18 protein-coding genes and 1 pseudogene are annotated in these 23,927 nt (G+C 74.0%); 12 read left to right on the top strand and 7 right to left on the bottom strand.

What is annotated here, in order from left to right; genetic code table 11:
* Nucleotides 1-156 precede the first annotated feature (156 nt).
* Together WQO_RS19870 and WQO_RS19865 are read right to left on the bottom strand one after the other, a co-directional pair.
* A complete protein-coding gene (locus tag WQO_RS19870) occupies nucleotides 157-3,378 on the bottom strand; it encodes a sacsin N-terminal ATP-binding-like domain-containing protein (protein WP_010064836.1) in 3,222 nt (1,073 codons plus the stop codon).
* Between the two features lie 412 nt (nucleotides 3,379-3,790).
* Nucleotides 3,791-4,732: a DUF3027 domain-containing protein gene (locus WQO_RS19865; RefSeq protein ID WP_237274150.1), complete on the bottom strand. Its 942-nt coding sequence runs from the start codon at nucleotides 4,730-4,732 to the stop codon at nucleotides 3,791-3,793.
* Nucleotides 4,733-5,142: 410 nt separating this feature from the next.
* Between WQO_RS19865 and WQO_RS19860 the strand changes: the two genes are divergently transcribed.
* The 5 genes from WQO_RS19860 (at nucleotide 5,143) to WQO_RS19840 (ending at nucleotide 9,490) form a co-directional block, all read left to right on the top strand.
* Nucleotides 5,143-6,606: an MFS transporter gene (locus tag WQO_RS19860; RefSeq protein WP_029182790.1), complete on the top strand. Its 1,464-nt coding sequence runs from the start codon at nucleotides 5,143-5,145 to the stop codon at nucleotides 6,604-6,606.
* Between the two features lie 27 nt (nucleotides 6,607-6,633).
* A complete protein-coding gene (locus tag WQO_RS19855) occupies nucleotides 6,634-7,113 on the top strand; it encodes a hypothetical protein (RefSeq protein WP_010064839.1) in 480 nt (159 codons plus the stop codon).
* An 88-nt stretch (nucleotides 7,114-7,201) separates the two neighbouring features.
* Complete coding sequence (locus tag WQO_RS19850) at nucleotides 7,202-7,930, top strand: futalosine hydrolase (RefSeq protein WP_029182791.1); 729 nt, start codon at nucleotides 7,202-7,204, stop codon at nucleotides 7,928-7,930.
* A gap of 7 nt (nucleotides 7,931-7,937) precedes the next feature.
* Nucleotides 7,938-8,822 (top strand): 1,4-dihydroxy-6-naphthoate synthase, encoded by an 885-nt coding sequence (locus WQO_RS19845; protein ID WP_010064841.1) that lies wholly within the window; start codon nucleotides 7,938-7,940, stop codon nucleotides 8,820-8,822.
* 56 nt (nucleotides 8,823-8,878) lie between these two features.
* Nucleotides 8,879-9,490 (top strand): hypothetical protein, encoded by a 612-nt coding sequence (locus tag WQO_RS19840; RefSeq protein WP_010064842.1) that lies wholly within the window; start codon nucleotides 8,879-8,881, stop codon nucleotides 9,488-9,490.
* A gap of 22 nt (nucleotides 9,491-9,512) precedes the next feature.
* On the opposite strand, the gene WQO_RS37220 is transcribed toward WQO_RS19840, so the two are convergent.
* Nucleotides 9,513-9,896, bottom strand: a complete 384-nt coding sequence (locus WQO_RS37220) for a cold-shock protein (protein WP_006126557.1) — start codon at nucleotides 9,894-9,896, stop codon at nucleotides 9,513-9,515.
* A 178-nt stretch (nucleotides 9,897-10,074) separates the two neighbouring features.
* Between WQO_RS37220 and WQO_RS19830 the strand changes: the two genes are divergently transcribed.
* A complete protein-coding gene (locus WQO_RS19830) occupies nucleotides 10,075-10,311 on the top strand; it encodes a hypothetical protein (RefSeq protein ID WP_010064844.1) in 237 nt (78 codons plus the stop codon).
* Between the two features lie 37 nt (nucleotides 10,312-10,348).
* Here WQO_RS19830 and WQO_RS19825 read toward each other — a convergent pair whose 3' ends face one another.
* Nucleotides 10,349-11,008 (bottom strand): HAD family hydrolase, encoded by a 660-nt coding sequence (locus WQO_RS19825; protein WP_010064845.1) that lies wholly within the window; start codon nucleotides 11,006-11,008, stop codon nucleotides 10,349-10,351.
* Nucleotides 11,009-11,189: 181 nt separating this feature from the next.
* On the opposite strand from WQO_RS19825, the pseudogene WQO_RS19820 reads away from it, so the two are divergent.
* Nucleotides 11,190-11,471, top strand: a pseudogene (locus WQO_RS19820) (iron-siderophore ABC transporter substrate-binding protein); the annotation flags it as partial.
* A 70-nt stretch (nucleotides 11,472-11,541) separates the two neighbouring features.
* On the opposite strand, the gene WQO_RS19815 reads toward WQO_RS19820, so the two are convergent.
* On the bottom strand, nucleotides 11,542-12,792 hold the full coding sequence (locus tag WQO_RS19815) for a hypothetical protein (protein WP_079055583.1): 1,251 nt from the start codon (nucleotides 12,790-12,792) through the stop codon (nucleotides 11,542-11,544).
* A gap of 55 nt (nucleotides 12,793-12,847) precedes the next feature.
* Between WQO_RS19815 and WQO_RS19810 the strand changes: the two genes are divergently transcribed.
* The 3 genes from WQO_RS19810 to WQO_RS19800 all read left to right on the top strand — a co-directional run bounded on the left by WQO_RS19810 (nucleotide 12,848) and on the right by WQO_RS19800 (nucleotide 17,846).
* The gene (locus WQO_RS19810; protein ID WP_010064849.1) at nucleotides 12,848-15,310 is read left to right on the top strand and encodes a helicase C-terminal domain-containing protein; all 2,463 of its coding nucleotides are present in this window, start codon (nucleotides 12,848-12,850) and stop codon (nucleotides 15,308-15,310) included.
* Between the two features lie 49 nt (nucleotides 15,311-15,359).
* Nucleotides 15,360-16,130 carry a YqjF family protein gene (locus WQO_RS19805; protein WP_010064850.1) on the top strand — a complete coding sequence of 257 codons (771 nt, stop codon included), beginning with the start codon at nucleotides 15,360-15,362 and terminating at the stop codon, nucleotides 16,128-16,130.
* A gap of 72 nt (nucleotides 16,131-16,202) precedes the next feature.
* Nucleotides 16,203-17,846 (top strand): DNA repair helicase XPB, encoded by a 1,644-nt coding sequence (locus WQO_RS19800; RefSeq protein ID WP_010064851.1) that lies wholly within the window; start codon nucleotides 16,203-16,205, stop codon nucleotides 17,844-17,846.
* A 25-nt stretch (nucleotides 17,847-17,871) separates the two neighbouring features.
* Here WQO_RS19800 and WQO_RS19795 read toward each other — a convergent pair whose 3' ends face one another.
* Entirely contained in the window at nucleotides 17,872-18,060 is a 189-nt protein-coding gene (locus WQO_RS19795; RefSeq protein ID WP_010064853.1) for a hypothetical protein, read from the bottom strand.
* Between the two features lie 412 nt (nucleotides 18,061-18,472).
* Here WQO_RS19795 and WQO_RS19790 point away from each other — a divergent pair, with 412 nt between their 5' ends.
* Nucleotides 18,473-20,581: a HelD family protein gene (locus WQO_RS19790; RefSeq protein ID WP_058954042.1), complete on the top strand. Its 2,109-nt coding sequence runs from the start codon at nucleotides 18,473-18,475 to the stop codon at nucleotides 20,579-20,581.
* 51 nt (nucleotides 20,582-20,632) lie between these two features.
* On the opposite strand, the gene WQO_RS19785 is transcribed toward WQO_RS19790, so the two are convergent.
* Nucleotides 20,633-21,322 (bottom strand): copper homeostasis protein CutC, encoded by a 690-nt coding sequence (locus tag WQO_RS19785; RefSeq protein WP_010064856.1) that lies wholly within the window; start codon nucleotides 21,320-21,322, stop codon nucleotides 20,633-20,635.
* Nucleotides 21,323-21,597: 275 nt separating this feature from the next.
* Here WQO_RS19785 and WQO_RS19780 point away from each other — a divergent pair, with 275 nt between their 5' ends.
* Nucleotides 21,598-23,904 (top strand): heavy metal translocating P-type ATPase, encoded by a 2,307-nt coding sequence (locus WQO_RS19780; RefSeq protein WP_058954041.1) that lies wholly within the window; start codon nucleotides 21,598-21,600, stop codon nucleotides 23,902-23,904.
* Nucleotides 23,905-23,927: the final 23 nt, after the last annotated feature.

Genomic DNA, 23,927 nt, shown 5'->3' with positions numbered 1-23,927 from the left:
TGGAGAAGGGGTCCCGGGGCGCGCGTGTCGTCAGCCCGGCGGGACCCATCTGGTCCATGAGCCTCTTGGCTCACAGGAACAGACAGGCGAACCAGGTGAACGGTTGTGCAGATCTGTGACTTTTCTGTGAAGCCGCAGCTCGCGCCTTACGGCGGATCAGTCGAACCAGCGGTCCCGCGCCAGCTCCTCCGTACGCGACGGGTCCTCCAGCAGGGCCGCGACCTCGAAGCGGCGGGGCCACTGGCCCGCCGCCCAGGCGAGACCCGCCGCCACACCCTCCAGGGTGGCGGCGTGGACGACGCCGTCCGGGGTGCGGCGCCAGTCCAGTTCGACGCCGCCCGCGCGGAGTTCGGGGTGTTCGACGTACGTCTCGGGGGTGGCGGGGCCGAGCAGGACGCGGACCGGCTCCGGTACGCGGTGCTCCTCGCCGTCGCTGGTGACGTCCGCCTCGACCGTCTCACCGAGGCGGCGTACCTGGAGCAGGTCGGCCAGCTCGGCGGCCCGGGACGGGGTGACCGGGAGCAGGGGCAGGCCCGCCGTCAGGGGCAGCACGTCCGGGGCGTCCGCGATCACGGCGTCCGCCGCGTCGACCACCGTGACCTCCCCGTCCACCACCGCGCGCAGCTCGTCCGGCAACGTCACCTGGTCCGGGTCCAGTTCGGCGAGGGCCGTGTAGAGCGCGTGCAGCTGTACGGGGGTGACGGGGCGGTCCTCGTCGGCGAGGCGGCCCAGCAGTTCGGCCGCGCCGCCCGGCTCGTCCAGGAGGGCGGCGACCGAGGTGCGTACCCCGAGGGCCCGCAGCACCTGGGCGTCGTCGAAGCCGGTCGCGTCCACCGCGTCGTACAGCCCGGCCAGCAGCGGGTCACCGCCCGCCGAGCGCAGTCCGGCCGGGCGGCGGCCGTCCAGCACGGGGTGGTCGCGCAGCCACCACGCGGTGTACGCGCGCACGGACTGCGTCGTGCCGTCCGGGAGCAGCACCCGCACCGGCTGCGTCAGCGCGTCGCGCAACGGCGGCTGGGCCAGCATCGCGAGCGCCTGCGGCCAGGCGTCGTCGTCGACCAGGTCCAGATCCCGTACGGCGACGATCTCGGTGGCGACCGGCGGTACGGGCGTCTCGGGCAGCTGGTCGAGCAGGTCCTCGCACCAGACGTCGACGGCGTCCAGCAGCCCGGCGTCGTCGGGTTCGGCGAAGTCGCTGTCGCGGGGCTCCAGTTCGTCCGGGTCGAGGACGACATCGGTGGCCCGGACGAGGGCGAAGGTCGCCAGGACCCCGCAGGCGGTCAGCGGGCCCTCGCCCCAGCGGTCGGCCAGCTCCTGGTCGACGAGCGCGAGTTCCCCCTCCCGCATGATCTGCGCGAACGGGCTTCCGGGGACGACCAGTTCACCGGCGGGGGCCGGCTCACCCTCCTCGTCGGGGAGCGCGAGCGCACCGAGCCACGGCTCGTCGCCGGGGGCGAGTTCGGCGTCGCGTACGAGCGTGAGCACGGTCTCGGCCAGCTCGTCGGCGTCGAGCGCGTCCTCGTCCCAGATCTCTCCCGCGTCCAGCGATCCGGCGACGGCCGCGCGGACTTGCGGGGTCGTCAGGACAGCGCGGGGGGTGGCGGGCAGCGCGCCCAGCTTCTCCAGCAGCGGGTGGGCGGCGTCCGGGTGGGCGACCTTCAGGCCGAGCCGGGAGAGGCGGCCGAGGACCGGGCCGGTCAGCGCGTCCGGGAGGGGCAGCAGGATCTGGCGCGGGCCGATCGTGGTGCGCGGCGGGCGGCCGGCCCGCTCGTCCTCCGGGTCACCCGCGAGCGGGACGGGGAGGCCGGTGAGCCGGTCGGGGTCGGTGCCCGCGAGGCTGTCGTAGAGCCGGTGCCACCAGGCGGGGTCGCGCTCCAGACCGGCGAGGCGGTCGATCGCCTCGGTCAGGGGTACGCGGGCGACGCCGAGGGTGCGCAGTTCGGTGCGGCGCTCAAGCCCTGCGGGCAGCAGACAGGGCAGCACCTCGGCGAGGACCCGTACGGTCTCGGCCCCGACGCCCTCGACGACCTCGGCCTCGACGGGCCGCAGGGCGGAGGTGCCGGAGGCGGTGTCCTCCGTACGGTCCAGGTCCCTCTCCCGGTCCCAGTCGTCCGCCCAGCCGTTCTCCGCCTCCGGCTCCCGGGGCGCGGCGGGCTCCAGGAACGCGACCCTCGGCAGCCGGGCCAGGATCGCCCCGCGCAGGGCCCCGTCCAGCGCGCCCTTGCCGAGCTGGCCCGGCACCAGGTCGATCGTCCCGGTCGACACGGGCCGCCAGGCGCCCAGCAGCTCCGCGTACGCGTCGGCCGCCCGCTCCACCAGGAAGTCCGTCAGCGGCCCCGGTGCGGGGTGCCTGCGGGCGGTGTCCAGCGGCAGCGAGGCGATGAGCAGGGCGGGGATGCCGAGGGGTTCGTCGGTGGGGGTCGGGGCATGCACGACCGGTGCCGTACGGGGGTGGAGCGGGGCGCCCGACTCGTCGACCGGGACCGCCCAGGTCACCGACCAGTGCGGACGCAGCCGCTCCTCGACCGGGCGGTCGGCGAGCAGGGCGGGCTCGATGGGCCCGTGGTGGAGGACGGTGCGCCAGCGGTTCAGGCCGCGCGCGGAGTCGTCGATGTGGGTGTACGGGCCGTGCTGGGACCGGCTCAGGGTGCGTGTGCCGTCCGGGGTCTCGATGACGATCTCGTCCAGGCCGGGCAGCGTGAGCAGCAGCGCGTCGTCCACGGCGGCCAGCAGCCGGGCCACCAGGTCCTCGGCGGTGCCGTCGCGCAGCGGCAGCACGACGACGGTGTCGTACCCCTCGGGCGCGGAGCCCTCGGCGGGCAGCGGGAGGCGCAGCAGCGGTACGTGTCCGTCGCGGCGGCGCAGCTCGTCCCCGAGGCCGGGGGAGCCGACGGCCGCCTGGCGGGCCAGCTCGCGTGCCTCGGCCAGCGACCAGCGGACACCGCCGTGGCGGCCGAGCACCGCCGGTTCGTCGCTGACCGCGAGGACGGCGGCGAACCCGACGCCGAAGCGGCCCACCGAGGACTCGTGGCCCTCGCGCTTGGCGGAGGCCCGCAGGGTGCTCAGGGACTCGACGCCGGTCGCGTCGAGCGGTGCGCCGGTGTTGGCGGCGGCCAGCACGCAGCGGGCGTCCGGGTCGCCGGGGGCGGCGGGGTGCAGGGTGAGGCGGAGCCGGCCGGGGACCTTGGCGCGGGCGGCGGCGTCGGCGGCGTTCTGGGCCAGCTCGACGACGAGGCGGTCGCGGTAGCCGCCGAGCGCGAGGTCCTCCTCGGCGTTGGCGTCCTCCCGGAACCGGGCGGGCCCGGCGCCCCACGCGTCGAGCACGCCGCGCCGCAGCCGTGCCGTCCCGAACGGATCGGCCCCCTCGGTCGCCCTCATGCTCACGCTCTCGACTCCGTCCGCGTTGTGGGTGGCCCGCGTATGCCTGTGCGGCCCAGTGTGCGCCCGAAGGTACCGCGCCCGCCGCCCCTGCCGTACCGGCGTTCCGGGCCATTGCCAGCCCGTCCGGCGTCCCGGGGCTTTCAAGCCCGTCCGGCTGGCCTTCAAGCCCGTCCGGCGTGCCACCACACTCCAGCCCGTCCGGCGATTGAGGACGGAACCCTGCTGCGGTCCGGGGTGCCGCATTCCAGCCCGTCCGGCGATTGAGGACGGAACCCTTGGCCTGGGTCGCGGCCACCGAACAGGTACCTGGTGCGCAGGGCCCGGCGGTGGCACCCGGCACCACGTCGGCGGTTCCGTCCTCAAACGCCGGACGGGCTGGGGGTAGCCGGGCAGGCTGGGGTGCGGCTTCTCAGGAGTGACCCAGGTCCTCCGACGCGCCGTCCGGCTCGGCGGGGACCGAGCCCTCGCCCCGCTCCGGCCGCAGCGCGTACGCGTCGACCCGCATCGTGTCCAGCGCATGGTCCGCCGGCCGCACCGGCTTCGGCATCACGGCGGCCTCCGAGTGCCCGCCGCACCCGTACGCCAGCGACACCACATGCCCGTCCGCAGGACCGAACTCGTTCGCGCACACCCCGAAGGCCTGCTTCAGCGAGCCCGCCATCGGGATGAGGAACGCACAGCTGACACACGTCGCCGGGGCCGCCTGGGCCATCGGCGTCTTCGGGCCGAACGCCTCGTCCCAGCGGTCGGCCGCCTCGTACAGCCCGTACCGCGACAGCACCCTCGCCCGGCGCGTGCCCAGCTCCTCGGCCACCGCGGCGATGGACCCCCGGCTGGTCGCGGCCACCGGCCGGTCCGTCAGCTCGGCGTCCTCCGAGTCGGCCAGCTCCGCCAGCTCCTCGGAGACCACGGAGTTCGGCGGCGGCTCGTCCTCGCCGGTCCAGCCGGGCTCCAGGCGCAGATCCTCCGCCTCGGTGGGCAGCAGGTCCCCGGGGCCCATGTCACCGGGGCGCAGCCGCTCGCTCCACGGCACCCACTCCGGTGCCAGGAGCGCGTCCGCCCCGGGCAGCAGCACCGTTTCGTCCAGAGTGACGTTCTTCGCGCGGGAGGCCCGCGCCACCGTCACCGCCCAGCGCCAGCCCCGGTAGCCGGGCTCCTTGGCCTCGAAGTAGTGCGTGACGACCCGGTCCCCCTCGGAGACCACACCGACGTGCTCGCCGACCACACCGGGCGCGGCGGCCTCCTCGGCGGCCGAGCGAGCGAGGTCGACCGCTTCGGCGCACAGGCGGTCGGGAACAGGGGTACGGGTCGCACGGGTCGTACGGCTTCGCGTGGTCGTCGCAGCACTCACAGGTCTTCGCTTCTCTCCATACGCCAGTCTCACGAGCGCGCCAGCTGCTGCACGATTGCCGTTTTCGGCCAGACAAGTGCGGGCGGAGCGGACCTGGGGGCCGCGTCGACGTCCACACCCGTTGTGCCTGCCTCGGGCGCGCCTTCTGCCACCCATTCTGCGGGATCGCCGAGAGGCGCGCGGCCAAGAACAACCGCCGGTGGCGCGTTACGCACGCTACCCTCTCCGCCGCGCTGCGCCCACCTGCCCGTCCCAAACGTGCCGTATCCGTTCCACCGGCACCCGGCGACCGGCACCCGTCCGCGCAGGGCGCCGCCGCCGCTCGCCCGACAGGGCGTCACCCCCCGCATCACGCGCGAGTCCGTGGCCGATCACCGTTCATACGGGCCGTGGTGGGGCACTATGACGAGGTGACAGCCGCCAGGTCGCACGACGGCCCCGGCCCGCTCCGCAGGGCGGGACGGGCGACGGGCCGTGCCCTGCGCGCCCCGTTCACCGGCACGGCACGCTCCATCCGCAAGGCGACGCACGCCCACGGCGCGGGGGAATCCGGCCTCGGGAAACTGATCGAGCTGCACGCCGTGAACGGCGCGGGTGACGTCATGATCACCGTCGCCCTCGCCTCCACCGTCTTCTTCTCCGTGCCGACCGACGAGGCGCGCGGGCGCGTCGCCCTCTACCTCGCCATCACCATGGCCCCCTTCACCCTGCTCGCCCCGGTGATCGGCCCGCTGCTGGACCGCCTGCCGCACGGCCGCCGCGCCGCGATGGCGAGCGCGATGCTGGCCCGTGCGCTGCTGGCGATCACCATGTCGGGCGCGGTCGCCACCGGGGGTCTTGAGCTGTATCCGGCCGCACTGGGCGTCCTGGTCTCCTCGAAGGCGTACGGCGTGGTGCGCAGCGCGGTCGTGCCACGCCTCCTGCCACCGAATTTCTCCCTGGTGAAGGCCAATTCCCGGGTCACCCTGGCCGGGCTGCTGGCCACCGGGATCGCGGCCCCGATCGGGGCCGGCCTCCAGATGATCGGCTCCGCCTGGCCGCTCTACGGCGCGTGCGCGATCTTCGTCGCGGGGACCTTCCTCGCCTTCACCCTGCCGCACAAGGTCGACTCCGCGAAGGGCGAGCGCCGGGCGCGGCTGATCGTCCCGCACGAGGACGGCACTCCCTCCCGGCCCGCCCCGGACAAGGCGCCGGGGCGGACCGGCAGCACCCGGGCCGGGCTGCGCCGGGGCGGCGGCAAGGCGGGCAGCGCGGAGAAACCGGCCAAGGAGCGGCCACCGGGCCTGCGGTCCGTCGGCGGGTCCGTGCTGCACGGGCTCCAGGCCAACGCCGCGCACCGGGCCCTCTCCGGCTTCCTCATCTTCTTCCTGGCGTTCCTGCTGCGCGAGCACCCGCTGGCGGGGCAGAGCGCGGCGGTCTCGCTCGGCATCGTCGGCGTGGCGGCCGGGGTCGGCAACGCCTGCGGTACGGCGGTGGGCTCCTGGCTCCGGGCACGCGGACCCGAGGTGATCGTCGCGACGGTGCTGGGGCTCGCGCTGAGCGTGGCGATCCTCGCCGCGGTGTTCTTCTCGACCGCGCTGGTGGCGGCCCTCGGCGCGGTCGCGGGCTTCACCCAGGCCCTGTCCAAGCTGTCGCTCGACGCGATGATCCAGCGGGACGTGCCCGAGGAGGTCCGCACCTCCGCGTTCGCCCGGTCCGAGACGTTGCTCCAGATGGCCTGGGTGGTCGGCGGCGGTATCGGCATCGCCCTGCCGCTCAACGCGGTGCTCGGCATGTCGGTCGCCGCGGGCATCCTGGCGCTCGGAGCGGCCGCCTCCGTACGGGGCCTCCTGGGGGCCGCGCGGCGCGGCACGCCGCACCCCCGCGTGGCGTGAGCGGAGGCGACCGATAGCCTTCGGCCCATGACCGTTGCGTTCTTCTCCGGTAAGGGCCGTCGAATCGGCGTCGCTCTTGGTGCCGTGTCCGCGGGACTCCTTGTCCTGTCCGCCTGCGACAAGCCGACGCCGCTCGCGACCGTGACGGTCGGCAGCGACTCGGTGAACACCGAGGCCGCCTGCTACGACGACGGCAAGGCGATCAAGGAGTCGCTGATCCAGGGCTGTCTGAACAAGAAGGCCGACAAGACCGTCAAGATCTCCATGGACGACAAGGTCCGCTTCGGCGTCGACCCGGAGATCGCCGAGAACGGCTGGACGCTCTTCATCAACGGCCAGCAGGCCGAGCAGGAGCCGTACAAGAACACGTACCGGACGATCCCCGGCAACGCGTTCCTGGCCAGCCAGACGGGCGAGACCTCCAAGGAGACGACCGTCTCCATCGTGGAGACCAAGGGCAAGAAGCTCACGGGCGTCTGGCAGTTCAAGTTCGAGAAGAAGGACTGACCCTGCCGGACCGGGGCCGCCCCTTCGCCCGGTTCCGCCCTGCTGCTCCCCCCGCTGCTCCCCGTCCTCGGCTTTGAGGGTGACATTCGTGCGTGTGCTCGTCGTGACCGCTGTCCCGGTGGAACGGGACGCGGTCACGCGTGCGTTCGGGGGCGCTGAGGAGCACGTGGCGCTGCCGGGGGGCGAGCTGCACCGCCGCGGTGCGTTCGACGTGCTGGCGGGCGGTGCGGGCCCGGCCGCAGCCGCGGCGGCCACCGCGTTCGCCCTGGCGTCCGGAGCATCGGCGTCCGGAGCACCGGCGTCCGCTCCGTACGGCCTCGTCGTCTCGGCCGGGATCGGCGGGGCGTTCACCCCCGTGACCCCGCTCGGCTCGCTGGTCGTGGCGGACGGCATCGTCGCCGCCGACCTGGGCGCGGAGACCGCCGACGGCTTCCTGCCGGTCACCGCGCTCGGCTTCGGCCGGGACCGCTTCACCCCGCCGCCCGCGCTGGTACGGGAGGTCGCGGCCGCCACCGGCGCGGCCGCCGGCCCCGTGCTCACCGTCTCCACCGTGACCGGCAGCGCCGAACGCGCCGGCGCCCTGCTCGCCGCGCACCCGGGGGCGCTGGCCGAGGCGATGGAGGGCTTCGGGGTCGCGGAGGCCGCCGCCCGGGCCGACGTGCCCGTACTGGAGGTGCGGGCCGTCTCGAACGCCGTCGGCCCCCGTGACCGGGACGCCTGGCGCATCGGCGACGCGCTGGCCGCGCTCACGGACGCGTTCGGGAAGGCGGCACCCGTACTACAGGGCTGGAACAGCCACGAGGACCTGGAAGGTTGAAACCGGCATGACGACCGACACCGACACCGCAGCCAGCGGCAGCCCGGCCGGGGACGCGATCCGGATCGCCTACTCGCCCTGTCCCAACGACACCTTCGTCTTCGACGCCTGGGCGCACGGCCGGGTCCCCGGCGCGCCCGCGCTGGACGTGACCTTCGCCGACATCGACATCACCAACGGCATGGCCGAACGCGGTGAGCTGGACGTCCTGAAGGTGTCGTACGCGGTCCTGCCCTGGGTGCTGGACGAGTACGCGCTGCTGCCGTGCGGCGGGGCGCTGGGCCGGGGTTGCGGTCCGCTGGTCCTCAGCAAGGAGCTGGGCCTCGACCTGACCGGCCGGACCGTCGCCGTGCCGAGCGAGCGCTCGACGGCGTACCTGCTGTTCCGGCTCTGGGCGGCCGAGATGGTCCCGGGCGGTGTCGGCGAGGTCGTCGTGATGCCGTTCGACGAGATCATGCCCGCCGTACGGGACGGCAAGGTGGACGCGGGGCTGGTCATCCACGAGGCCCGCTTCACGTACCGGAACTTCGGGCTCCACAACCTGGCCGACATGGGGCGCCACTGGGAGGACACCACCGGCCTCCCGATCCCGCTCGGCGCGATCATCGCCAAGCGCTCCCTGGGCGAGGAGACCCTGCGCCGTCTGGCCGACGCCGCCCGCAGCTCGGTCCGCCTCGCCTGGGACCACCCGGAGGTCTCCCGGCCGTACGTCCTGGAGCACGCCCAGGAGATGGACCCGGCCGTCGCGGACCAGCACATCGGGCTGTACGTGAACGAGTTCACCGCCGACCTCGGCGAGGACGGCTACGCGGCGGTCCGCGGCCTGCTCACCCGCGCGGCGGCGGAGGGGCTGGTCCCGCCGCTGGGGCCGGACGCGCTGGCGTTTCCCTGAGCGACCGGGCGGCGAGCGGCGAGCGGCGAGCGGCGGACAACCGGAGGGCTTTCCCTGTGCACACGGCGATCGGCCCGTTCACCCTGGAGTTCTGGAAGGAAGGCCGCACCCGCGAGCGGCGCTCCGGCCTCCGGGGCACGGTGCCGGAGTTCGGCGAGGTCGTCCTGACCGCCCCGCTGCCCCTCAAGCACACCCCGGGCAGCGTGGTCTCCGAGGTGCGCGGCCCCTCGATACCCACAGCGGTGTTCGAGACCCGCGGCATCCACACCGATGCCACCGATCTGCCGACGCTCAACGGTTCGACGCTCCGCGTCGGCGACGCCCTGGTCCACCTGCGGCGCAACCGCTTCGGCCTGACGCTCCGGGCCCGTGCGCTGCACTTCCGCTACGGCGGCGACCACTACCGGCTGCGGGCGGTGAGCCGGAAGCGGTTCGTCCTGACCCGCCGGGCCGACGACGAGGACCCCGGGGTCGCGCTCACGGCGAAGCAGTCGGGGCTCGGCGGCGGCAGGAAGCTGGTGGTGCGGACGACGGGCCGGGCCGTGGCCGCCGACATCGCGCTCGTCGCGCTCTTCGCCGGGGTCGACCGCGCGCCGCTGACCCGGGGCGGCGCGGTGCGCGCGGCCCTGGGCCGGTCGGCCCGGCTCCTCGCGGAGAGCCAGGCCTGACCCGTGACCGTGCTTCGCGTGCCTACACGTCGAGCTGGTCGGCGACCGCCCTCAGCAGGCCCGCGATCTTCGCGCCGGCGGCCTTGTCGGGGTAGCGGCCCCGCTCCAGCTGCGGCGTGATGTTCTCCAGGACCGTCGTCAGGTCCTGCACGATCGACGCCAGCTCGTCCGGCTTGCGGCGCTGTGCGGCCGCGACGGACGGAGTGGGGTCGAGGACCACCACGGAAAGGGCCTGGTCGCCGCGCTGGCCCGCGACCACGCCGAATTCCACGCGCTGGCCGGGCTTGAGTGCGTCGACTCCGGCAGGGAGTACCGACGAGTGGACGAAGACGTCGCCGCCGTCGTCGCGGGAGAGAAAGCCGAAGCCCTTCTCGCTGTTGAACCACTTGACCTTGCCGGTGGGCACGTCTGTCCTCGTCCTCGTACTCGTCGGTGTGCGGGAGAGCCGGAAACACGGCTCCGAAAAGCACCGGATAGCAATACAGCGGGTCACCGTGACCCGCCCGGTCCCAGGCTAATGGCCCTACGGCCGGTGACAAGACGTCGCCGGAGAGTTCCTCCGGGCTGGGAACTACCCTGGTCGCGTGAGTACTACTCCTTCAGGCGCAGGCGACCGGCTCGTTCAGGTCGGCGCGATCGTCTTTTTCGTCGGCGCACTGGCCACACTGGTCACCGTCGCCCCCCTGTTCCTCGGTACGGACCCGTTCCCGCCGATCGCGTACGGCGTCTGCATGCTGATGGGCGTCGGGTTCCTGATCGCCGGGGTGGGCGTGGTCCGCTCGGCGTGGGTGAACTCGCCGAAACGGGCCGCCAACTCGTAGGTTCCCGGGCCTCCTCCCAGGCCGCCCGGTCCGGCTCCTAGGCCGCCCGGTCCGCCTCGAAGGCCGCCAGCCAGGCCGGGAACTCCGTCAGGTCCGCCAGCACCACGTCCGCGCCCGCCGCCCGCAGCTCCCGCTCGTCGCACGGGCCCGTCGTCACCCCGAGCGACAGCGCTCCGGCCACCCGCGCCCCGCGCACGTCGCCGGTGTGGTCGCCGACGTACACCTGCGCGCCCTGCTCGCGCAGGGCCTCGCCCTTCGCCTCCGCCCACAGCGAGCCGATCACCGTGTCCGGCTCGATCCCGAGGTACGACAGGTGCAGCTTCGCGTGCTGCTCGTTCTTCGCCGTGACGACGATCGCCCGGCCGCCGAGCGCGCGCACCGCGGCCACCGACTCCCGCGCCCCGGCGAGCGCCGCGCTCGGGGCTATCGCGTGGTCGGGGTAGGCCGCCCGGTAGAGGCCGGCGGCGGCGGGTACCTCGGCCGCCGGGAACCAGTGGGCCAGCTCCGCCTCCAGCGGCGGCCCGAGGCGGCTCACCACCAGGTCGATGTCGATGAGCACCCCCGTCTCCGCGACCAGGACCCGGTAGGCGGCGGCGATGCCGGGGCGGGAGTCGATGAGCGTCATGTCGAGGTCGAAACCGACCGTCAGAGGCTTGGGGACGGGGTGGTGGACGGGGTGCTGAACCGTGGAAGCCATGCCCGCCATTCTGCCGACCGGCCCCCTTCGGCGGCGAAATCGGGCCGCCTAGACTGAAGCGCGCGCTTAGCCAAGCCTTACCGGCCCGGCCCGGCCCGGCACGGCCCGTACCGCTCGCCCGCCTTCCGCGTCCGTCCCGATCTGCCGATGGGTTCCCATGTCAGCGTCAGCGCCCGTGCGGGGCCGCCCCGCGATCACCGACCAGGCCAAGGACGGCTTCTCCTACGACGTCAGCCCCGAGAAGATCGACCTCGCGGACGCGGACGTGGTCTTCCACTCGACGTACGGCGACCCGAAGAAGTCCAAGGAGACGGAGACCACGGGCAGCGGCCTGTGGAAGAACATGGACGCGGTGAAGAACGACAAGGTCTTCGCGGTCGACGACCAGCTGTGGATCCAGGGCATCGGCTACACGGCGGCCGACAAGATCCTCGGCGAACTCCACAAGAGCCTGGCGAAGTAGGCGTCCTCCCCGGCCCTGAGGCCGGTGGAGCCCGGCCCCGCCCCGGGATCCGGCCGGTGGGGCCCGGCCCTCACCCCTTACGCCTCCGCGCCCGCCACACCAGGTAGAGCGCGGAGGCGACGGCGGCGACCCGGACGACCACCGGCCAGGTCTCCAGCAGGACGTCCCGCATCGCGCCCTCGCGGATCGGCTCGCCCCAGCGCCCCTCCATCCGCCCCCACACCCACACCAGGGCCCCGGCCGCCACCACGCCCGGGAGGCCGAGCGCCGCCCACTTCGCCTCCGTACGGGAGAGGGTGCGCGAGCTGTACGCGAGCAGCCAGCCGCCCGCCAGCGGCAGCCAGGAACCGGTGACCACGCCGGCGACGAGCAGGACGGCGGCCAGGAGCAGCAGCGGGTGGGCGAAGCCGCCGCGGGGACCGGGGGCGACGACCGCAGGCTCGACGACGACCGGGGCGGGCTTGCGGCGGCGGCGCTTCACGAGGCGCAGGGCGCGGCGGCGGGCGGCGGTGCCGTCGGTGGCCGCCGCCTTGGCGTCGCCCGCACCCTCCGGGCCGTCCTTCCCCTCCTCCTCGCCCTTCGCGCCCTTCTTCTCCATGTCAACAGGCCTCGGCCGCCTGCCGAGGAGCTCCGGGGCCTCGATGCCGCCGAAGAAGCCGGGGACGGCGGTTCCCTCGTCGAAGGGCCCCGGCTCCAGGCGCCACCAGTCGGTCGCGTCGTCCGCGCCGCCCTGCTGGTCCTGGCCGAGCATGTGCGGGGCGGAGGGGTCGGGCCAGGAGGGGACGGGGGCATCGTCGGGGGCGGGAGCGTCGTCGGGGGCGGGCCCGGGACGCGGCACGGCGGCGGCACCGGTTCGCTCCTCCGGCGCGTCCCCGGCATCACGGTCACGGCGCGACGCGCCCCACCCGAATCCGGCTTTCGGCTTCCGGGGAACCGGGGCCTCCCGCCCCTCGTCCGCGCCGGGACCGGCCTCCCCGGGCTCCTTGCGCAGCAGCCCGCTCCGGGGCCGGGGCAGCCCCCGCCGCTGCGGCTCGCCGCTGCCCGCACCGGTCCCGGCGGACGGCAGCGGGACCGTGCCGTCGGCGGACCGCGCCGCGGCGGCGACCAGTTCGTCCGGGCTGCCGAGCCTGCCGATGATGCGCCGGACGGCCGCCGGGGAGTCCGCGCCCTCCGTGGTGCGGCGGCGGTCGATCTCGCCCCGCAGCGTCGAGACGAGCCGCATCCGGGCGCCCGACGAGAGCTGTTGCTGCTGAGCCAGGTCGCCGACCCGGCTCAGGTAGTCGTACACGAGCTGGTCGCTCTCGATCCCCACGCGGCGCATCCCCTCTATCCGGCCCTGCCCCGACGGTAGCGTTCCAACGGCTACCGTGGGACGGATGGGGACGACCACACCACCGCGCACGCTCGCCGAAGCCCTGCGCGCCCGGGGCGACGAATCGCTGGCCGGGCTGCTGCGTGCCCGCCCCGACCTCCTCAATCCGGTGCCGAACGACATCACGCAGCTCGCCACGCGGGCCGGTACCCGGGCGTCGGTCGTCCGCGCGCTGGAACACCTGGACCGGTTCGCGCTGCAGACCGCCGAGGCACTGGCGGTGGCGCCGGACCCGGCCCCGTACGACACGCTGCTCTCCCTGCTCACCGGCGACGGTCTCGACGACGGCGAGCAGCGCGACGACGTGGGCGCGGCGATCACCGCCGCGCTGCCGGGCGCGCTGGCGACGCTGCGTGAACAGGCCCTGGTCTGGGGCGAGGACGACCGGCTGCGGCTGGTGCGCACCGCCCGCGAACTGCTCGCCCCGTCCCCGCAGCACCCCTCTCCCACGGGCCTGGGCCCCACGGTCGCGGAGGCGACGGCGGGCATGTCGCCGGGCCGCCTCCAGGAGATCCTGGTGGCGACGGGCCTGCCCGCCACGCACGACCCGGTCTCGGCGGTGGCCGCGCTGTCCGCCCTGTTCACGGACCGGACGCGGATGGCGGGGCTGCTGGACACGGCGCCGGTGGAGGCGCTGTCGGTGCTGGACCGGCTGGTGTGGGGCCCGCCGTACGGGGAGGTCACGCCCAACCCCACTCCGCCGGTGAAGTGGCTGCGCGACCGGGGCCTGTTGCTGCCGGTGTCGACGCGGACGGTGGTCCTGCCGCGTGAGGCGGCGCTCCACCTGCGGGCCGGGCGCGCGCACCGCGTGCCGGAACCGGTCCCCCCGGCCGTCGCGGCGGCGGCCGAACGCGATCCACAGGCTGTGGACAGGGCGGCGGCCGGCCAGGCGTTCACGGCACTGTCCACGGTCGAGGAGCTGCTGAAGCTCTGGGACGGGGGCGGCCCGACGATCCTGCGCGCGGGCGGCCTGAGCGTACGGGAGCTGAAGCGCGCCGCGACGGCGCTGGACGTGTCCGAGCCGATCGCCGCGTTCTGGATCGAACTGGCCTACGGGGCGGGGCTGCTGGCCTCCGACGGGGAGACCGACGAGCGGTACGCCCCGACGCCCGCGTCCGACGAGTGGCTCGACCTGGCCGCCGAGGACCGCTGGACGCACCTGGCCACCGCCTGGCTCGCCGCCACCCGGACCCCGGGCCTGGTCGGCGGCCAGGACGCCAAGGGGCGGGCCCTGTCCGCGCTCGGCCCGGAGCTGGACCGGTCGGCCGCCCCCGACGTACGCCGCCGGGTGCTGGCCCTGTTCGCCGAACTCCCGCCGGGCACCGCGCCGGAGGCCGAGACGCTGCTGCGACGGCTGCGCTGGGAACGCCCGTTGCGCGGTTCGGCACCGACGGCGGAGGGCTCGGACCTCCGCTCCCGGCTGGCCCTGTGGACCCTCAACGAGGCGGAGCTGCTGGGCATCACGGGCCGGGGCGCGCTGTCCGCACAGGCCCGGGCCCTCCTGGACGAGGGCGAGGAGACGGCGGCGGCCCTTCTGTCACCCCTCCTCCCCGAACCGCTGGACCACGTCCTGCTCCAGGCGGACCTGACGGCGGTGGCGCCGGGCCCGCTGGAACGCCCGCTGGCGGACATGCTCTCCGTCCTGGCCGATGTGGAGTCGAAGGGCGGCGCGACGGTCTACCGCTTCACGCCCGGTTCGGTGCGCCGCGCCTTGGACGCCGGGCAGGCGGCATCGGACCTGCACGCGTTCCTGGCCGCGCACAGCCGTACACCGGTACCGCAGCCGCTGAGCTACCTCATCGACGATGTGGCCCGCCGCCACGGGCACCTGCGGATCGGGGCGGCGTCCGCGTACGTACGCTGCGACGACGAGGCGGTCCTCAACGAGATCCTGGCCGACCGCCGCTCCACGGGCCTGCGTCTGCGCCGCCTGGCCCCCACGGTCCTGGCCTCCCAGACCGACCCCGGCTCCCTCCTCGAAGCCCTGCGCGACATGGGCTACGCACCGGCCGCCGAATCCGCCGAGGGCGACGTCCTGATCACCCGCGCCGGCGCCCGCCGCACCCCGCCCCGCACCCCTCCGGTCCCGGTCCCCGAGGGCCCGCCGGTCCCGGACGACACCCTGCTCGGCGCGGCGGTCCGGGCCATCCGCGCGGGCGACACGGCCGCCACGGTAGCCCGCAAGGAGCCGACGGAAGGCCCGGCGTCGACCACCCCCTCCGGCGCCCTGCCCCGCACCACCCCCGCCGAGACCCTGGCCACGGTCCAGGCGGCCGCGATGACGGGCTCCACGGTCTGGATCGGCTACGTCAACGCGGACGGCGCGGCCAGCCAGCGCGTGATCGCCCCGGTCCGCGTGGAGGGCGGCTTCGTCACGGCCTACGACCACACGGCCGACGAGGTCCGCACGTACCCGCTGCACCGGATCACGGGGGTGGCGGAGCTGGCGGAGGAGGGGGAGGGGTAGGGGCGGCCGCATCTCGTCGGCGGGCGTGCCCGTCTGCGATGCTGCGGGCATGTCCCTCCCTGACCGGACCCCCGAGCCCGTGTCGCCCTATCCGCCCGCCGCGCCGATGCCTCCGCTGCTCACGCAGTCCTGGCTGGATCTGGCGTTCCTGCACTGGGCGGCCGACCCGGCGGACGTGGCGCCGCTGCTGCCGCCGGGGACGGTGCCCGACACCTTCGACGGGGCGACGACGTACGTGGGGCTCGTGGCGTTCCGGATGTACCGGGTGGGGGTGCTCGGGCTGCCGGGGATTCCGTATCTGGGGACCTTTCCCGAGACCAACGTCCGGCTGTACTCCGTTGACGAGCACGGTCGGCGCGCGGTCGTCTTCCGGTCCCTGGACGCCTCCCGGCTCATCCCGGTCCTCGTGGCGCGGGCCGCGGTCCGGTTGCCGTACGTGTGGTCCCGGATGGGGGTCGAGCGGTCCGGCGACACCGTCACGTACACGAGCAGGCGCCGGTGGCCCGGTCCTCGTGGGGCGAGGAGCAGGATCGTGCTCCGGCCCGGTGACACGATCGCCGAACCCACCCCGCTGGAGCACTTCCTGACCGCCCGTTGGGCCCTGCACACCTCGCTCTTCGGGCGGACCGCCTATCTGCCCAACGTCCACCCCCGGTGGCCGCTCCACCGGGCGGAGCTGCTGGAGTGCGACGAGGACCTGGTGGCGGCGGGCGGGCTGCCCGCGCCGGCCGGGGAGCCGGTGAGCGTGCTGTACTCCCCGGGGGTGCCGGTGCGGTTCGGGCCGCAGCGGCGAATCCGTCCCGGCGGGAGCCGGGCGTGATCCCCCGCGCATGATGCACACTGGACGTTTGGCCGCAGCCGTGGCCGTACCCCGCAGAAAGGGCCGAAGCGCGTGACCGGACCCCTCATCGTCCAGAGCGACAAGACGCTGCTCCTCGAAGTCGACCACGAGCTGGCCGAGGCCTGCCGTCGTGCCATCGCGCCGTTCGCGGAGCTGGAGCGTGCGCCCGAGCACATCCACACCTACCGGGTCACCCCGCTCGGGCTGTGGAACGCCCGCGCCGCCGGGCACGACGCCGAGCAGGTCGTCGACGCGCTCGTCGAGTACTCCCGGTATCCCGTGCCGCACGCGCTCCTGGTCGACATCGCCGAGACGATGGCGCGGTACGGGCGGCTCACCCTGTCCAAGCACCCCGTGCACGGGCTCGTGCTCACCACCACCGACCGGCCCGTGCTGGAGGAGATCCTCCGGTCGAAGAAGGTCCAGCCGCTGGTCGGGGCCCGGATCGACCCGGACACCGTGGCCGTGCATCCCTCCGAGCGCGGACAGGTCAAGCAGACGCTGCTCAAGCTCGGCTGGCCCGCCGAGGACCTCGCCGGTTACGTCGACGGCGAGGCCCACCCGATCGAGCTGGCCGAGGACGGCTGGGCGCTGCGGCCGTACCAGAAGCAGGCCGTGGAGGGGTTCTGGCACGGTGGGTCGGGGGTCGTGGTGCTGCCCTGCGGTGCCGGGAAGACCCTCGTCGGGGCCGGGGCCATGGCCGAGGCCAAGGCCACCACGCTGATCCTCGTCACCAACACCGTCTCCGCCCGGCAGTGGAAGCACGAGCTGGTGAAGCGGACCTCGCTCACCGAGGACGAGATCGGGGAGTACAGCGGGACCCGCAAGGAGATCCGGCCGGTCACCATCGCCACCTATCAGGTGCTGACCACCCGGCGGAAGGGCGTCTACCCGCACCTGGAGCTCTTCGACTCCCGTGACTGGGGGCTCGTCGTCTACGACGAGGTGCACCTGCTGCCCGCCCCCGTCTTCAAGTTCACCGCCGACCTCCAGGCCCGGCGGCGGCTCGGGCTCACCGCGACCCTCGTGCGGGAGGACGGGCGGGAGTCCGATGTCTTCTCGCTCATCGGGCCCAAGCGGTTCGACGCCCCGTGGAAGGAGATCGAGGCGCAGGGCTACATCGCGCCCGCCGACTGTGTCGAGGTCCGCGTCAACCTCACCGACTCCGAGCGGCTCGCCTACGCGACCGCCGAGACGGAGGAGAAGTACCGGTTCTGCGCCACCACCGCCACCAAGCGGAAGGTGACCGAGGCGCTGGTACGCAAGCACCGCGGCGAGCAGACCCTGGTCATCGGGCAGTACATCGACCAGCTCGATGAGCTGGGCGAACACCTGGACGCGCCCGTCATCAAGGGCGAGACCAGCAACGCCCAGCGCGAGAAGCTCTTCGACGCGTTCCGGCAGGGCGAGATCAGCGTGCTCGTCGTGTCCAAGGTCGCCAACTTCTCCATCGACCTGCCCGAGGCCACCGTCGCCATCCAGGTCTCCGGCACCTTCGGGTCGCGCCAGGAGGAGGCCCAGCGTCTCGGCCGCGTCCTGCGGCCGAAGGCCGACGGGCACGAGGCCCGGTTCTACTCGGTCGTCGCCCGCGACACCATCGACCAGGACTTCGCGGCGCACCGCCAGCGCTTCCTGGCCGAGCAGGGGTACGCGTACCGCATCGTCGACGCGGACGAGCTGCTCGCGGAGAGCTGAGGAACGGGACGGGTACGGCGGGCCCTCAGCGGGCCCGCCGTACGACCGCCTCTTCCGCGTACTCCCCCAGGAGGACGACGCCGAACGCCGTCGTCACGAACACCTTCACGGCGCGCAGCGCGTCGCCGACGCGGTGGGGTCGGTGGTCACCGGTCGCCGCGGTCGCGCCGTGCGCGGGGCCGGTCGTGCGGGGGTTCAGGGTGGCTGTGCTCATGTATCCATGGTGCTCCCGTCACCCGTTCGGGCGCGTCGGCCCGCAGACGGAAGCGGGTGAGCGGGCGCGTAGGCCTGCGGTGCCATGCCGGGGCCCCGCATCCCCTACGGGTATCCCCTGGACCTGCTCCCTGCGGTGGAGCCCGCGCGCGTGCCGACGGACGCCCTGCGCCGGCGGAGCCCCGTAATTCGTTTCGACCGTACGCCGCCCTGTGGCTACAATCGCCGGTCTGCCCGCCTCCCGCACCGTGGTACCGGCCTTCGCTGCCGGCAGCCGGGGGAGCGCCGCCGGCCGGACGGAAACCGGACGGCACCCACGCGAACCAACCTTCCGAGCGGACCGCCCTGCTCCGGCCCCTGCCGGTCGCAGCGCGCGGCCCGCCGTCCTGCGTTGAAGAGCCGGAGGCAACACCGTGCCCGCGCACGTAGCAGAGAGCGATTCCACCCCCGACCCCACCGGCACCACGGGCACCACCGATCCCCTGGCGCACGAACGTGCCCACCTCGCCGCGTCCCGCGCCGCCCTGCGCGGGATGCGCGAGGACGTCCAGGCCCTCGACATCCGCGATGTCACCGCGAACTGGGTCAACGCCGCCGTGCTCCAGTCCCAGATCGACGACCGCATCAAGGCGCTCGCCGATCTCTCGCACACCCCGCTGTTCTTCGGCCGCCTCGACTATCTGCACGCCGTCGGCGGCGAGCTGGCCGAGGGCGCGGACGGCGAGCGGTTCTACATCGGCCGCCGCCACGTCCACGACGCCGCCGGGGACCCGATGGTCATCGACTGGCGTGCGCCGGTCTCCCAGCCGTACTACCAGGCGTCCCGCACGAACCCCCAGGACGTGGGGCTGCGCCGCCGCTTCGGCTACACCGGCGGCGAGCTGACCGCGTACGAGGACGAGCACCTCACCGACCCGGCGGAGGCCGAACACACCAGCCGGCTCCTCCAGGCGGAGATCGAGCGGCCCCGCGTCGGCCCGATGCGCGACATCGTCGCCACCATCCAGCCCGAGCAGGACGAGATCGTCCGCAGCGGCCTCGGCGGCACCGTCTGCGTGCAGGGCGGGCCCGGTACCGGGAAGACCGCCGTCGGCCTGCACCGGGTGGCGTACCTGCTGTACGCGCACCGCGAGCGGCTCGCCCGTACCGGCACCCTCGTCATCGGGCCCAACCGCTCCTTCCTCCACTACATCGAGCAGGTCCTGCCCGCGCTCGGTGAGCTGGAGGTGAAGCAGGCCACCGTCGACGACCTGGTGCGCACCGGCGTCGAGGTCCGGGGCGAGGACGAGGCGGCCACCGCCGTCGTCAAGGGCGACGCCCGCATGGCCGAGGTGCTGCGGCGGGCCGTCCGCTCGCATGTGACCGCACCCGTCGAGCCCGTCGTCGTGGTGCGCGGCTCCCGGCGCTGGCGGGTGCCCGCGTACGAGATCCAGGAGATGGTCGACGAGCTGCTGGCCCGCGACATGCGGTACGGGGCCGCGCACGAGGCGCTGCCGCAGCGGATCGCCCACGCCGTCCTCGTACGGATGGAGGAGGCCGGGGAGGCCCCCGACGACCGGGTGCAGAACGCCGTGGCCCGGAACCCCGCCGTGAAGGCGGCGGTCAAGGCTGTCTGGCCCGCCGTGGACCCGGCGAAGGTCGTGCTGCGGCTGCTGTCCGACGCGGAGTTCCTGGCCGCACACGCGGGAGGGGTGCTGAGCGAGGAGGAGCAGAAGCGGCTGCTGTGGGCGAAGCCCGCCCGCAGTGTGAAGTCCGCGAAGTGGTCGGCGGCCGACGCCGTGCTGATCGACGAGGCCGGTGACCTCGTCGCCCGTACGCACTCCCTCGGCCATGTCGTGCTCGACGAGGCGCAGGACCTGTCGCCGATGCAGTACCGGGCGGTGGGGCGGCGCTGCTCGACCGGTTCGGCCACCGTCCTCGGCGACCTCGCGCAGGGGACGACCCCGTGGTCCACGGAGAGCTGGGGCGAGGCGCTGTTCCACCTGGGCAAGGCGGACGCGGTGGTGGAGGAGCTGACGGCCGGTTTCCGCGTGCCGCGCGAGGTCATCGCCTACGCCTCCCGGCTGCTGCCCGCGATCTCACCGGGGCTGGCCGCGGTGGAGTCGGTGCGGGAGTCGCCGGGGTCCTTGGCCGTACGGGAGGTGCCTGGCGGGGCGGCGGAGCTGGACGCGGCCGTGGTCGCCGCCTGCGAGGAGTCGCTGCGTCACGAGGGGTCGATCGGGCTGATCGCCGCCGACGCCCGCATCCCGGTGCTGGGTGCGGCCCTGGAGGCGGCGGGGCACGCGTACCTGTCTCCCGGTGAGGAGACCACCGCCGAATCCCGGCTGACGCTGGTGCCCGCGTCGCTGGCGAAAGGCCTGGAGTACGACTACGTGGTGCTGGACGAGCCGGGGGCCGTGGTGGACGGCGAGCCGGACGAGCGGACCGGGCTGCGGCGGCTGTACGTGGCGCTGACCCGTGCGGTGTCGGGGCTGATCGTGCTGCACACGGCGCCGTTGCCGGAGGTGTTGGTTCAGGCGTAGGGCCCTCGGGTGCGGGACTCTCCGGTCCCTGGGTCCCGCACCCGTCATGCCTCAGGCGTCCAGCGCCTTGCGCCACTCCCGTACCGCCGCCGCGTCCACCGGGGCCGACCAGCCCGCCGGCCGCGCCGCACCGCCGATGTGGAACGCGTCGATCCCCGCCGCCAGCAGCTGGGGCAGGTGGTGCAGGTGGAGGCCGCCGCCGACCAGGACCTGCGCCTGGTATCCCGGCTCGCCGCTCCGGGCCGCCTCGGCCAGGAGGGTCGGGATACCGGCGTCCACCCCGTCCGGGGAGCCCGCCGTGAGGAACGTGTCGAGGCCCGGCAGGTCCGCGAGCTGCTTGCGCAGGGCGTCGCGGTCGGCGCACCGGTCGATCGCCCGGTGGTACGTCCACCGGCAGCCCTCCAGCTCGGCGACGAGCCGCTCGACGGCGATCAGGTCGGCATGGCCCTCCGCGTCGAGGAAGCCGAACACGAACGCGTCGGCCCCCGCCTCCCGCAGCTCGCGGGCCCGGGCGACCAGCACATCGATGTCACCGGCGGCGAAGCCGTCCGCCGTCCTGAGCATCACGCGCAGCGGGATGTCCACGGCGGATCTGATCGCCGCGAAGGTCTCCCGGGACGGGGTGAGACCGTCGGCGGCCATGTCGGTGACCAGTTCGAGGCGGTCTGCACCACCGGCCTGGGCAGCGACCGCGTCCTCCGCGTCGAGAGCGATCACCTCCAGGACTGCACGGTTGCTCATGGGTCCCCATTCCTCCGATACACAGCGACAGGTCCGATACACGGCTGCTGACCTACACGGCTATAGGTCTAGTCCAATGGCCAGCCTACGGGTGGCCGACGGGCCGCGCAGCCCTCTATCTGAACGCACGGGCACGACGGGACGCGACCCGGCCCCGCAGACGAGTGACGGACCCCTCCCGTCACACCTTGCACTTCATAGGGGAGGGGGGTATATATGAAGAGAGACAGATATACCCCCTAGGGGTATCCGGGACGGCTTCAGGGAGGACCCCCGTGTCCGCGCACTCCGCCACCACCGCAACCACCGCCGCCGGCTCCGGCGCCGGTACCACCGCGGTCGAGCTCGCGATCGGCGGGATGACCTGCGCCTCGTGCGCGGCCCGTATCGAGAAGAAGCTCAACCGGATGGACGGCGTCGAAGCCACCGTCAACTACGCCACCGAGAAGGCCAAGGTCACCTACGCGGGCGCCGACGTGTCCGTCGAGGATCTGATCGCCACCGTCGAGGCCACCGGCTACACCGCCCGGCCGCCCGCACCGCCCGCCGCCGAAACCGCCGCCCCGCCACCGGGGAGCGACGATGCGGAACAGCGCGCGGCCGAGGACGACGGGCTCACCACCCTGCGCCAGCGGCTGATCACCGCCGTCCTCCTCGCCGTACCGGTGATCGCGATGGCGATGATCCCGGCGCTCCAGTTCGACTACTGGCAGTGGCTCTCCCTGACGCTGGCCGCACCGGTCGTGACCTACGCGGCCTGGCCGTTCCACCAGGCCGCCTGGACGAACGCGAAGCACGGCGCGGCGACGATGGACACGCTGATCTCCGTCGGTACGTCGGCCGCGTTCCTGTGGTCGGTGTGGGCGCTGTTCTTCGGGACGGCGGGCATGGTCGGCATGACGCACCCGTTCGCGTTCACCATCGCGCGCAGCGACGGCGCCGGGAACATCTATCTGGAGGCCGCGGCCGGGGTGACGGCGTTCATCCTCGCCGGGCGCTACTTCGAGGCGCGCTCGAAGCGGAAGGCCGGGGCGGCGCTGAAGGCGCTGATGGAGCTGGGGGCGAAGGAGGTCACGGTCCTGCGCGACGGCGTGGAGACGACGATCCCGACCTCGGCGTTGCAGGTCGGGGACCGTTTCCTGGTCCGTCCCGGGGAGAAGATCGCGACGGACGGGACGGTGGTCGAGGGCTCCTCCGCCGTGGACGCCTCGATGCTCACCGGCGAGTCCGTGCCCGTCGAGGTCACCGTCGGCGACACCGTCACCGGCGCCACCCTCAACGCCGGCGGACGCCTCGTCGTCGAAGCCACCCGCGTCGGCAACGACACCCAACTCGCCCGCATGGCCAAACTCGTCGAGGACGCCCAGAACGGCAAAGCCTCCGCACAACGCCTCGCCGACCGCATCTCCGCCGTCTTCGTCCCCATCGTCATCGCCCTCGCCCTCGCCACCCTCGGCTACTGGCTCGGCAACGGCGCCGGACTCACCGCCGCCTTCACCGCAGCCGTCGCCGTCCTCATCATCGCCTGCCCCTGCGCCCTCGGCCTCGCCACCCCCACCGCCCTCATGGTCGGCACCGGACGCGGCGCCCAACTCGGCATCCTCATCAAAGGCCCCGAAGTCCTGGAGACCACCCGCCGCGTCGACACCATCGTCCTCGACAAGACCGGCACCGTCACCACCGGCCGCATGACCCTCCAGACCACCCACACCGCCAACGGCACCAACGAGACCGAAGTCCTCCGGCTGGCCGGCGCCCTGGAGAACGCCTCCGAGCACCCCATCGCCCAGGCGGTCGCGTCCGCCGCGACCGACACCACCGGGCCGCTGCCCACCCCTGAGGACTTCGCCAACGTCCCCGGCCTCGGCGTCCAGGGCATCGTCGAGGGCCACGCCGTCCTCGTCGGGCGCGAGCAGCTCCTGGCCGAGTGGGAGATCCGTCTTCCCGCTCACCTCGCCGAGGCGAAGCGGGCCGCGGAGGCCGCCGGGCGCACGGCGATCGCCGTCGCCTGGGACGGCGAGGCGCGGGCGGTGCTGGAGGTCGCCGACGCGGTGAAGGACACGAGCGCCGAGGCCGTCCGCCGGCTCCGCGCCCTCGGTCTGACCCCGATCCTCCTCACCGGTGACAACCGGGCCGTGGCGGAGTCGGTCGCGGCCGAGGTCGGCATCGACGAGGTGTACGCGGAGGTCATGCCGCAGGACAAGGTCGACGTGGTCAAGCGCCTTCAGGACGAGGGCCGTTCGGTCGCGATGGTCGGGGACGGGGTCAACGACGCCGCCGCCCTGGCCCAGGCCGACCTGGGCCTCGCGATGGGCACCGGCACCGACGCCGCCATCGAGGCCGGGGACCTGACCCTGGTCCGGGGTGACCTCAACGCCGCCGCCGACGCGATCCGCCTCTCCCGCCGCACGCTGTCCACCATCCGCACCAACCTGTTCTGGGCCTTCGCCTACAACGTCGCCGCCCTCCCGCTGGCCGCCGCCGGGCTGCTCAACCCGATGATCGCCGGGGCCGCGATGGCCTTCTCGTCGGTCTTCGTGGTCGGCAACTCCCTGCGGCTGCGCACCTTCAAGGGGGCGTGAGACACGGGGGCGTGAGACACGGA

Origin of the sequence: Streptomyces globisporus C-1027 (assembly GCF_000261345.2) — a bacterium.
Classification (GTDB): Bacteria; Actinomycetota; Actinomycetes; order Streptomycetales; family Streptomycetaceae; genus Streptomyces; species Streptomyces pakalii.
This window is presented reverse-complemented; position numbering and strand designations above follow the sequence as displayed.